The sequence below is a fragment of the Methylibium rhizosphaerae genome (genome assembly GCF_006386545.1).
Classification (GTDB): domain Bacteria; phylum Pseudomonadota; class Gammaproteobacteria; order Burkholderiales; family Burkholderiaceae_C; genus Pseudorivibacter; species Pseudorivibacter rhizosphaerae.
This window is the reverse complement of the sequence record NZ_SWAR01000025.1, coordinates 78943-89570: the sequence shown is the minus strand read 5'-3', so window position 1 is coordinate 89570 and position 10628 is coordinate 78943. Positions and strand designations below refer to the sequence as shown.

General features: G+C 69.8%; 7 protein-coding genes. 3 read left to right on the top strand and 4 right to left on the bottom strand.

Annotated features, from left to right (window positions below; genetic code table 11):
• Nucleotides 1-117 precede the first annotated feature (117 nt).
• Complete coding sequence (locus E8D38_RS18010; RefSeq protein WP_140634028.1) at nt 118-2385, bottom strand: penicillin-binding protein 1A; 2268 nt, start codon at nt 2383-2385, stop codon at nt 118-120.
• Nucleotides 2386-2577: 192 nt separating this feature from the next.
• Between E8D38_RS18010 and E8D38_RS18005 the strand changes: the two genes are divergently transcribed.
• Nucleotides 2578-4215, top strand: coding sequence for an ATP-binding protein (locus E8D38_RS18005; RefSeq protein ID WP_140634026.1), 1638 nt, complete (start codon nt 2578-2580; stop codon nt 4213-4215).
• A complete protein-coding gene (locus E8D38_RS18000) occupies nt 4212-5531 on the top strand; it encodes an ATP-binding response regulator (RefSeq protein WP_140634024.1) in 1320 nt (439 codons plus the stop codon). The genes E8D38_RS18005 and E8D38_RS18000 overlap by 4 nt, the downstream gene beginning before the upstream one ends.
• Nucleotides 5532-5542: 11 nt before the next feature.
• Here E8D38_RS18000 and E8D38_RS17995 read toward each other — a convergent pair whose 3' ends face one another.
• Nucleotides 5543-6007 carry a hypothetical protein gene (locus tag E8D38_RS17995; protein ID WP_140634022.1) on the bottom strand — a complete coding sequence of 155 codons (465 nt, stop codon included), beginning with the start codon at nt 6005-6007 and terminating at the stop codon, nt 5543-5545.
• Between the two features lie 249 nt (nt 6008-6256).
• On the opposite strand from E8D38_RS17995, the gene E8D38_RS17990 reads away from it, so the two are divergent.
• Nucleotides 6257-7390, top strand: coding sequence for an ABC transporter substrate-binding protein (locus E8D38_RS17990; protein ID WP_140634020.1), 1134 nt, complete (start codon nt 6257-6259; stop codon nt 7388-7390).
• 24 nt (nt 7391-7414) lie between these two features.
• On the opposite strand, the gene E8D38_RS17985 is transcribed toward E8D38_RS17990, so the two are convergent.
• Complete coding sequence (locus E8D38_RS17985; RefSeq protein ID WP_140634018.1) at nt 7415-9061, bottom strand: alpha-amylase family protein; 1647 nt, start codon at nt 9059-9061, stop codon at nt 7415-7417.
• A gap of 12 nt (nt 9062-9073) precedes the next feature.
• Nucleotides 9074-10606: an alpha-amylase family glycosyl hydrolase gene (locus E8D38_RS17980; protein ID WP_140634016.1), complete on the bottom strand. Its 1533-nt coding sequence runs from the start codon at nt 10604-10606 to the stop codon at nt 9074-9076.
• Nucleotides 10607-10628: the final 22 nt, after the last annotated feature.

The following is a 10628-nucleotide window of genomic DNA, read 5'->3' as shown; positions in this document are numbered from 1 at the left end:
CGAGCTGTTCGTGCAACGCTACAACGCCGACGCCACGCCTTTCCAGTGGGTTGCCACCGCCGACTCAATCCTGCAAAAGATCGAGCGGATCGCGAAACGTATTTCTGCGACAGGACACTAGGGGCCGGAGGCCGGGGCCGACGGCGGCGACGCGGCCGGCTCGCCGATCATCACCGCCTCGCCGTCCTGGCCCGTCAGCACGCCCTGGCCCATCGGCGGCGGCGCTTCATCGGTGGGCACCGATGCGGCGGGGTCCGGCTCGACGGCCCAGCCTTCACCCATGGGTTCGGACGCGGCCGGGGCCGGGCGCGCCGGTGGCGGGAAGGTGGCCTGCGCATCCACCAGCTCGGCCTTCTGCACGCGCCGGAAGAAGTCGCCCACCAGCAGGATGGCGTTGTGCCCGCCCTGGCCCCAGTAGGTGCTGCGCATGGTCACCCGCGAATCGTTGAAGCCGACCCAGGCGCCGGCCACCAGCTTCGGGTGCATGAGGATGAACCAGCCGTCGGTGTTGTTCTGGGTGGTGCCGGTCTTGCCTGCCACGTCGGCCACCACGCCGAAGCGCGTTTTCACCTGCGTGCCGGTGCCGCGGTTGACCACCCCGCGCAGCATGTCGATGAGTTCCACCGCCGACTCCCTCGACATCGCGGTGCGTTCCTGCGGGCCGAACTCGGCCAGCACCTTGCCGTGATGGTCGGAGATCCGGGTGACGAAAAGCGGCAGGTGGTGGCGGCCTTCGGCTGCGATGGTCGCGTACACGTTGACCATCTCCAGCAGCGTCACCGGGCTGGTGCCCAGGGCGAGCGAGGGCACCGGGTCGAGCCGGCTTTCGGTGACGCCCATCGCCTTGGCGAAACGCACGACGTTGTCGACGCCCACCTCCTGCATCACCTGCGCGGTGATGGTGTTCTTCGAACGCACCAGGCCTTCGCGCAGCGTCATCGGTTCGCCGCTGGTGCCGCTCATGTCGGTGGGGCGCCAGACCCGGCCGCCGGGCAGCGGCACCTCGATCGGTGCGTCGACGAAGGTCCGGTCCGGCGCAATGCCCTGCTCGAGCGCCGCGCCGTACACCACAGCCTTGAAGGTCGAGCCCGGCTGGCGCTCGGCCTGCGCCACATGGTCGAACTGGTCACGGGCGAACTCCCGGCTGCCCACCCAGGCCTTCAATGCGCCGGTGGTCGGGTCCATCGCCACGAAGCCGGCTTCGAGCCGGGTCTTGGCGGCCCGCACCCGGGTCATGAAGGCCGCATCGGCCGACAGCTTGTCGAGGGCCGCCTCGGGGGTGGCGCCGGCAGCCACCGCCTTCCGGAACTCCGCCGTCTCGCGCACCGCTGCCGCCAGCAGGCCCGGGCGCGCGGCCCAGAAGTGGGCGAACGGCTCGCCTTTCGCGCGGGCGTAGCTGCGCGGGTCGCTCGATGCCGAGCGCAGGCTGCGCTGGCTCCATTCGGCGTCGGCCACCTGCTGAAGCAGGTCGGCCTGCTGCTCCACCGCCTGCGTGGCCGCCTCCTGCAACCGGCGGTCGATGGTGGTGTGCACCACCAGGCCGTCGCGGTAGAGGTCGTAGCCGTGCTGCTCGGCCCAGTCGCTCAGCCACTTGCGGGCGAACGCCGCGAAATGCGGCGCTGCGCCCAGGGCCTCGTCCTGCAGGTTGAAGTCGAGTTCGAGCGGTCGCTCCTTCAGTCGCTCGAAGTCGGCCTGGGCGAGGTCGCCCGACTTCACCATCTGCGCCAGCACCACGTTGCGGCGATCCAGCGCGCGCTTCGGATGGATGACGGGGTTGTAGTAGTAGGTGCCCTTGAGCATGCCCACCAGCGTGGCGGCCTGCAGCACGTCCAGCTCGGCGGCGGTCTTGTCGAAGTAGGTGCGCGCGGCCATCTCGATGCCCACCACGTTGTAGAGGAAGGGCACGGTGTTGAGGTAGGTCTCGAGGATCTGCTGCTTGCTCCAAACCTTTTCGATGCGCCGGGCGGTGATGATCTCCTTGACCTTGCGGGTGGGCGTGCGCGAGCGGCCGATCTCCTCCGGGAACATGTTGCGGGCGAGCTGCTGCGTGATGGTGGAGCCGCCCTGCGTGTCGCCGGTGACGGTGTGGACCACAGCGCCGAGGGTGCGCCACAGGTCCACGCCGTCGTGTTCGTAGAAGCGCCGGTCCTCCGTCGCGATGAGCGCCTTCACGACGTGGGGCGACACGCGGTCGAGCGACACGTCCTGGCGCTGGCCCCGCCGGTAGGTGGCCAGCACGTTGCCTTCGCTGTCGAGCAAGGTGCTGGGCTCGGCCGCCTGTTCGGCACGCAGGTCGCTCGCGTCGGGCGCCGAACAGGCGGCCAGCAGCAAGGCCAGCGCAACCGCGGCCAGCGCGGTGGTCAGGGAGGAAGAAGCTGGTTTCATGCACTCATGTTCGCAAAAAGGCGCGGCGCCGAGGGGTGCTCGGTCGGCAGCTGTGACCCCGCGCAGCAGGATTTACCGCAGTTTTCGTAGAGCCGCCGCATCGCCAGCGGGCCCCAAAGCCGTGCCGATACCCCAGGCACATGCCTTGCCCATTAACTCGCATATCCCCATCACGCACACACGGAGCAGGCCATGCAACAGGCGGAGGAGCGGGAAGCCCGGGCCACGCAAGCCTACCTGGTGGCCACGACGCTGGGCATTCTTTGCATCGTGCCCCGGCCCTTCCTCGACAGTGCGTTCGGTGCGCAGGTGAGCTTCCTGCTCGTGATGCCGGCGGTCGTGGTGGCCGGCTGGTGGGGTGGAGCAGGGCCCGCGGCGGTGACGGCGGTGCTGTCGGTAGGCGGCACGGTGGGCTTCTACCTCGCACGCGGCGGCTCGCTGCTCGATGCCGGCGCTGCCGGGACCCTGATCTTCATCCTCATGTCGATGACGTGGCTGTGCTGGTTCGGTGCACAGCTTCACCGGCTGAGGCTGCGCAGCCTGCGCGAGCAGGCGCCGGCTCTGGAGGCGCTCGACGGCGCACCCGCTGCGGCGGAGGCCACCGTGTTCGAGCTGAACCAGCAGCTGCGGGCCGAGCAGGCGCGCTTCGAGGCCGTGCGCCGCACGCACGAGGCGGTGATCGCCAAGCTGGGGCACGAACTGCGCACGCCGCTCAACACCATCCTCGGCTGGGCCCGGCTGCTCGACGCCGACCCCGTCAGCACGCCGGCCGTGCGCCATGCCGCCGAGGTGATCGCGCGCAATGCACTCCACCAGGCCGAGCTCATCGACCGCCTGTTCGACTTCCACGGCGTGCTCAACGGCAGCGTGACGGTGGAGATCCAGCCGGTCGATGCTGCGCAGCTGGCCGCGAACGCCGTCCAGGCGGTGGCGCAGCGCGCCGACGCCAAGCAGGTGGCCATCGGCAACACCGTCCCGCAGGGGCACAAGGTGCTGGCCGACGCCCGGCGGCTGCAGCAGATGGTGGAACAGCTGCTCGACAACGCGGTGAAGTTTTCGCCGGCGGGCGGCAGCGTCAAGCTGGGCGGCGAGGCCCGGGAGCGGGCGTTCGTCATCACCGTCGAAGACAGCGGCGAGGGCATCGCGCCCGAGTTCCTGCCGCAGGTGTTCGAGCGGTTCCGCCAGGCCGACGATTCGGCGACCCGCCCGCACGGCGGGCTCGGGCTCGGCCTCACCGTGGTGAAGGCCTTGGCCGAACTGCAGCAGGGCCAGGTGCGGGCGTTCAGCGAAGGCAGCGGGCGTGGCGCCCGCTTCGAGATCGAGCTGCCGATGCCCGAGGCCGCGGAAGCGCCGGCGGAGCAGGCGCCTGAAGAGGCCGGCGGCGGCTGGTCGCAGGCGCTGGCGGGGCAGCGCGTGCTGGTGGTGGACGACGAGGCAGACGGCCGCGAGCTGGTCTGCGAGATCCTCACCCGGCACGGCGCCCAGGTCGACGTGGCGGCCGATGCCGAGGCGGCGCTGCGCTGCCGTGCCCATGCGCACTACGACCTGCTCGTCTCCGACGTGGCCATGCCCGGCATGAACGGCTACGACCTGCTGCGGCAATGGCGGCGGCGCGACGGCAGCGGCCCCCGCCGCGCCATCGCGCTCACTGCATTCGCCGGCGCGCAGGCGCGCCAGCTCGCACACGAAGCCGGTTATGACTGCCTGCTCAACAAGCCGGTGGAGCCCGGCGAACTGGTCCGCGCGGCGTGCGCCCCGCATGCCGCAGATTCGCGGGCGACCGCGCGAGGTGCCGTCTGGGCCGGCAAGGGCAGGACGGCGCTGCAATGACGCCACCCGACCCAGCCGGGCCTTCCGGCGACAGCAACTTCGACCTGAGCGATTTCTTCACCAAGGCTGCGCGCCGCATCCAGGCCGAAGCCCGCCGCCGCGGCGTGCTGCTGCTGTTCGACTACGAAGGTCCGCTGGTGACCGTGCGTGCGCCGCAGGCCGCGCTCGGCACGCTGCTCGACCAGGTGCTGCTGCATGCCGTGTCGCTGGCTCCGCGCGGCAGCCACCTGTTCCTGCGGGCCAAGGTGGACTGCACACCGCAGGCGGTGTGCTCGATCGATGCCCACGTCGTGTGCGGCAGCATCGACCCAGGGCAGGCCACCGAGCGGCAGGCGCTGGAGTCCATGGAGGGAGTGCAATGGACGGTGCTGCCCTCCGAGGTCGGCCAGGAGTCCCTGGCGCACGGCCGTTGTGACGCTGCACGAGCCCGCCTCATCGTGCATGCCGTTCCACCGGACGGCACGGTGATGCGCCTGCAGACCCAGGTGCAGGCGACCGAGCTCCACGACGATGTGGCAGCCATCGATGCGCGCGGCGCCCGCGCCTGGCTGATCGCGCACCCGTCGTTCGCACATGAAGCACTGGCCCGGCGGCTGCATCGTTTCGGTTGGACCACGACCCTGTTCCCCGACGTGTCGGAGGCGGTGCGGCGGCTGCTGCCCCTGGGCGGCAACGCGTCGGCGCCGGCATTGGTGCTGGCCTCCGAACAGTTCGGCGTGTCGCTGCCCGACCTGGCGGTGCTGGTGCGTTCGCTGCCCGCCACCACCTTGACCGTCTACACCATGCCCACACCCGACCGCGGGCGCCTGCGCGAACTGGGTGTGCAGGTCGAGTTGCGCACGCCGCCCTTTGCACCGCGCGAACTGGCCGAGCTGACGTTGGCGGCCCTGCAGCGACAACATCCGCCGCCGACCGGCCACACGCGGCCCACCCCCCTGGGCATGAGCGGGCGCAAGCATGTGCTGGTGGTCGAGGACAACCCGGTCAACCAGATCCTGGCCCGCGAGATGGTGCAACTGCTCGGCTTCGAAGTGGACGTGGTCGACTGCGGCGAACGGGCGCTGGAGTACTGCCGCCACCACGCGCCCCATGCGGTGCTGATGGACCTGCAGATGCCCGGCATGGACGGCTTCGAGGCGACGCGCCAGCTGCGCCAGCTGCAGCGCGACGGCACGCTGCCGCCTTTTGCCATCGTGGCCGCCACCGCCAGCACGGCGGTGCGTCAGGACTGCCTGAGCGCCGGCATGGACGGCTTCATCGCCAAGCCCATGAGCCTCGTGGAGCTGGGCGTGCTGCTGCGAGAGTCGGTGGGGTGACCGGGCTGCGGTCAGTGCAGCGGGGCGTGGTCTTTCGAGTAGATGCGCAGCAGCGTGTGACGGCCGCCCGGCGCGGACAGCATCTCGACATGCGTGCCGGCCGACTTGCCGCCCCATGACACCATCGCCGGCGACTGCTGGCTGGGGGGGCCGTAGGTGCGCTTGAATTCCGCCACCATGTCTTCACGCGCGGCGTCGGCTTCGATCATCACGAGGAACAGGCGGTCCTGCTGGAAGCAGTAGCGCACGTCCTTCAGCTGGCTGTCGCCGAACATCATGTTTTCGCGCTCGCGGCGGTAGCAGCGCAGCTCGCCCTGCGAATGCACCAGCTTCGCCGTGCCGAGGCTCGAGGCGTCATCGCCCCAGGCCACGCCGCGAAAGCCCCGAAGCTCCAGCGCTTGCGCCGCCATGCCAACGACGCCGAGGCAAAGCGCCACGACCAGTTTCGAGAAACCGCTGGCCTGCTGGTTCTTCATGTGGCAACTCCCGGGGCTGTTGTCGATGAGGAGCAGTCTGAGACCTTGGTCAACATCGTGTCAATTCGTAACTCAACCGGCACGCGGCCCGGAACGTGCAGTGCTGCGCACAACCCGCCGAAATGACGGTTTTTGCTACATCGCGTATCAGTTCGTAAGACCGATCAAGGTGCAGCAGGCCGGCGTCGAAGACGGGCTGACGCTCGAGCGTTTGAGCGTCCTATTCATACAAACATTGGGAGTCGTGAAATGAAGCGCAGAACCTTGGTGTTCGCCAGCCCTGCCGTACTGGCGGGCGGCGTGATTGGCGGCCTGTCGCTGACTGCCGCCGCGCAGCAGCCAGTGATCCGTTTTGGTCAGTCAGCGTCCTTGTCCGGCGGTCAGGCCGGCTATGGCAAGGACGTCCGGGACGGCATCCTCGCGGCGTTTGCCGCCGCATCCAAGACCAGCGGAGCCCGGTTCGAGCTCACCACGCTCGACGATGGCGGCGTCCGCAACCGCTGCGCGCAAAACGTGCAGAACCTCATCGATTCCGGCGTCACGGGCATCGTCGGCCTCACCAGCGGCGCGGGCGCCGAGGCCGCGATCAGCGCGGTCGAGAAGGCACAGATCCCCCTGCTGGGCACGGCAAGCGGCAACATGGGCATCCGCGCCGCGGGCTCGGCCCCGGCCTTCCACGTGCGCGCCGGGTATGACCTCGAATACAGCCGCATGGTGTCGTACATCAAGGACTTCGGCCTGCGTCGCGTGGGCGTGGTCTACCTCGAAGATACCTCGCAGGCCAATCTCGACGCGATGAACCAGGCCCTCTCGGGCATGTCCATCACCCCGAAAGCCACGCTCACCATCGACCGCAACGCGGCGTCGTTCGACACGGTGGCTGCTTCGCTGCTCGAAGCCAAGCTCGACTGCGTGCTGTTTACCGCCAACGCGGGCCCGGTGGCTTCGATCATCGACAAGATGAGCGCCGCCAAGTACCCGGGGTTGTTTTATGCCTCCTCGTTCGCCGGCCAGAGCCTGGTCGACACGCTGGTGGCCCGCAAGCAGAGCTGCGTGATGAGCACGGTGGTGCCGCGCCCGAACGCGGCCGGCGTGGGCGTGGTCAACCGCTGCCAGCAGGACCTCGCGGCGCTGGGCACCGGCGCGAAGATGGGCATGACCACCCTCGAGGGCTACATCGCCGGGCGCATTGCCGTCGAGGCGGGCCTGGCCGCGCTGAAGAGCGGCAGCCCGACGCGCGCGCGCCTGCGCGATGCGCTGGCCGGCCTGCGCAGCGACGTGGGCGGCTACCGGGTCGACTTCGCCGCCAGCAACGGCGCAGGGCAGGGGTCGCGCTACGTCGACCTGATCGCCATCGACCGCTACGGCCGCCTCGTCGGGTGATCCACGGGCTCCGCGAGCGCGTCCTTAGCCGAAGACGCGCTCGCGCCGGCACATCCATCGATAGCCCGAGCCGTTGAGCGTCACGCGCATCGGCCGGCCTGTCGAAGGAGCCTCATACAGCGTGTCCGACAGCAGGTCCACCAGGTCGTGCAGGTCGGCATCGCCGACCTCCACCTCCACCGGCTGCTGCGCCAGGTTGGCCAGCATCAGTACCGTGGTGGTGTCAGTGTCGTGGCGCAAGGCCAGCACCTCGGGCCGGTTCACCGCCACCGCGCGGCAGCGGCCATGCCCCAGCTCCTGCAGGCCTTGACGCAGGCGCGCCATTTCGCCGGTGCGGGTGAGCAGCGAATCGTCGCCTGCGCGTTGCGCGAACACATTGACGCGCTCGTAGCCGAAGGCGCCTCCGCTGATGGCGACCGGTGCGGCCGGCGCCGCGGTACCTGCGAACTCGGAGAAGCCGGCGTTGCGAGCGTCGGACCACTGCATCGGCGTGCGCACCGCCAGCCGCTCGGGCAGCGACAGGTCTTCGCCCATGCCGATCTCCTCGCCGTACCGGATGATCGGCGTGCCCGGCAGCGAGAACAGGATGGCGTGCACCAGGGCCAGCCGCTTCGCGTCGCCCTTGAGCATGGGCGCCAGCCGCCGGCGGATGCCGCGGTTGTAGGCCCGCATCTCGGGCTGCGGTGCAAACGCCTGCATGACTTCGTCACGCTCGGCCTCGGTGAGGCGGCCCAGGTCGAGTTCGTCATGGTTGCGGATCCAGATCGCATAACGCGCCGGCTGCGGCGCTTCGGGCTGTTGCGCCAGCGCCCGCAGCAGCGGCTCCGCGCTGTTGCGGGCCAGTGCGAGGAACAGGTGCATGTTGATCCAGAAGTTCAGCAGCAGCGTCAGCCGCTCGCCGCCCGGGCCGAAGTAGTCGCCGAACTGCTGCGGCGGCACGTTCACCTCGCCCATGAGCACCGCGCCCGGCCGGCGCAGCACCATGAAGTCGTGCATGTCCTTGAGCAGCCAGAAGCCGCCATCGCGCGGGTCGGCGAGGCGGGCCTGCTCGACCATGAAGGGCGCCGCGTCGATGCGAAAGCCCGAGACGCCCAGGCGCAGCCAGTAGCGCATCACGCGATAGAGCTCCTCGCGCACCCGGGGGTTGGCGAGGTTCAGGTCGGGCTCGTGCGCATAGAACACGTGGCGGTAGTACTGCTGCGCCGTCTCGTCCCAGGTCCACAACGCAGCCTCGATGGGCGGGAAGGCGGGCTGCAGCCCGTTGTCCGGCACCTGTGGCGTGTCGGACCAGATGTAGTAGTCGCGATAGGGCGAGTGGCGGTCGCTGCGCGCCTGCTGGAACCACGGGTGCTGGTCGGAGGTGTGCTGCATCACCAGCTCCACCAGCACCTGCAGGCCCAGCTCCTCGGCCTTCTCGAGCAGGGCCACGAAGTCGGCGACGTCGCCGAAGCGCGGGTCGATCTGCAGATGGTCGGCGACGTCGTAGCCGCCGTCCTTGTGCGGCGACAGGTAGAAGGGCATCAGCCACACGCAGGTGACGCCCAGGCCGCGCAGGTAGTCCAGGCGCTGGGTGATGCCGCGCAGGTCGCCCCAGCCGTCGGCATCGGCATCGCGGAAGAGCGCGGGGTCGATCTGGTAGACGACGGCGTTGCGGTACCAGTGGGGCGCCATGGGTTCGCAGCCCTAGAGCGCCAGCGGCTCGAGCAGCAGGGCCTGCTCGGGCGCGAGCCGACCGTCGAACCGGTGACCGGCACCGTCGGGGCGGCTGGACAGTGCCACCCGCCAGGCGCCTTCGAGCACCAGCTCGCGCGGCTCGTCGGCGAAGTTGACGCAGACGGTGCGCACGTCGCCTTCGTGTTCACGGCGCCATGCCAGCACTTCGGGCGGCGAGTCGAGTTCCTGCCAGCTGCCCCAGCGCAGCGCCGGGCTCGCGCGCCGCAGCCGCAGCAGCTCGCGGTACAGCTGCAGCATCGAATCGGGCTGCCGCTCCTGCCGCTCGACCGACAGCTCGTTCGCGTCCGGCGGGAACGGCAGCCACGGCGGCACGCCGTGCCAGCCGTGCGGCGCGTCGTACTCCCACGGCAGAGGCGCCCGGCAGCCGTCGCGTCCGCCCGGGTCCACCCGCTGGTCGTGGCCGACCTCCGCGTTCTCGAGGCCGAGCTCCTCGCCCTGGTAGAGGAAGGGCGTGCCCCGCAGCGTGAGCAGCAGCACGGCGGACGCGCGTGCACGACGCATGGAGCCGTCGTAGCGGGTGCGGTGGCGTTCGTTGTCGTGGTTCGACAGCACCCAGGTCGGCCAGGCCTCGGCCGGCCTGAGCAGGGCCTCGACCTCGCGGACGCAGGTGCGGAACAGCACCGGATCCCACGGCGCGTCCAGCGGCGGGAAGTTGAACGACATGTGCAGTTCGTCGCCGGCGCCGTAGTACTGCACCACGCTCGAGGTGGCGCGGATGTTCACCTCGCCCACCAGCACGCGGTCGCCCGGGTAGCTTTCCACCAGCTTGCGGATGCCGCGCAGCACCTCGTGGCTGTAGGGCTGGTCGTTGAAGTCCGACAGCGGCTCGCCGGCCAGGCAGCGCGGGTGGTCGGCGAAGGTCGGGTCCTTGCCGGTGCAGTGCGCCACGTCGATGCGAAAGCCGTCGACCCCGCGGTCGAGCCAGAACTGCAGCACGCGGTGCATCGCAGCCACCACCTCGGTATTGCGCCAGTTGAGGTCGGGCTGCTGCGGCAGGAACAGGTGCAGGTAGTACTGCTGAGTGGTCTCGTCCCAGGTCCAGGCACTGCCGGCGCCGAGGGCCGCACGCCAGTCGTTGGGCTGGTCGCGCCAGATGTACCAGTCGCGCTTGGGGCTGCAGCGGGCCGAGCGCGACTCGATGAACCAGGGGTGCTGGTCGGAGGTGTGGTTGGGCACGAAATCGATCAGCAACTTCATGTCGCGCGCATGCACCTCGCGGATGAGGTTGTCCGCGTCTTCGAGCGAGCCGAACAGCGGATCCACGTCGCAGTGGTCGCTGATGTCGTAGCCGGCATCGGCCATGGGCGACCGGTAGAAGGGCGACAGCCAGATCGCGTCGGCGCCGAGCTTTGCGATGTGGTCGAGCTGCCGCATCAGGCCGGTGAGGTCGCCGACGCCGTCGCCGTTGGCGTCGGCGAAGGAGCGCGGATACACCTGGTACACGACGGCGCCTTTCCACCAGGGGGTGTGGGTGAGGTCCATCCCCTTGGGGCGGCAACGGCCG

Bases quoted from the DNA above. Each gene is read 5' to 3' on its own strand.
- E8D38_RS18010 (WP_140634028.1), bottom strand. From the start codon at position 2,385: ATGAAACCAGCTTCTTCCTCCCTGACCACCGCGCTGGCCGCGGTTGCG.
- E8D38_RS18005 (WP_140634026.1), top strand. From the start codon at position 2,578: ATGCAACAGGCGGAGGAGCGGGAAGCCCGGGCCACGCAAGCCTACCTG.
- E8D38_RS18000 (WP_140634024.1), top strand. From the start codon at position 4,212: ATGACGCCACCCGACCCAGCCGGGCCTTCCGGCGACAGCAACTTCGAC.
- E8D38_RS17995 (WP_140634022.1), bottom strand. From the start codon at position 6,007: ATGAAGAACCAGCAGGCCAGCGGTTTCTCGAAACTGGTCGTGGCGCTT.
- E8D38_RS17990 (WP_140634020.1), top strand. From the start codon at position 6,257: ATGAAGCGCAGAACCTTGGTGTTCGCCAGCCCTGCCGTACTGGCGGGC.
- E8D38_RS17985 (WP_140634018.1), bottom strand. From the start codon at position 9,061: ATGGCGCCCCACTGGTACCGCAACGCCGTCGTCTACCAGATCGACCCC.
- E8D38_RS17980 (WP_140634016.1), bottom strand. From the start codon at position 10,606: ATGGACCTCACCCACACCCCCTGGTGGAAAGGCGCCGTCGTGTACCAG.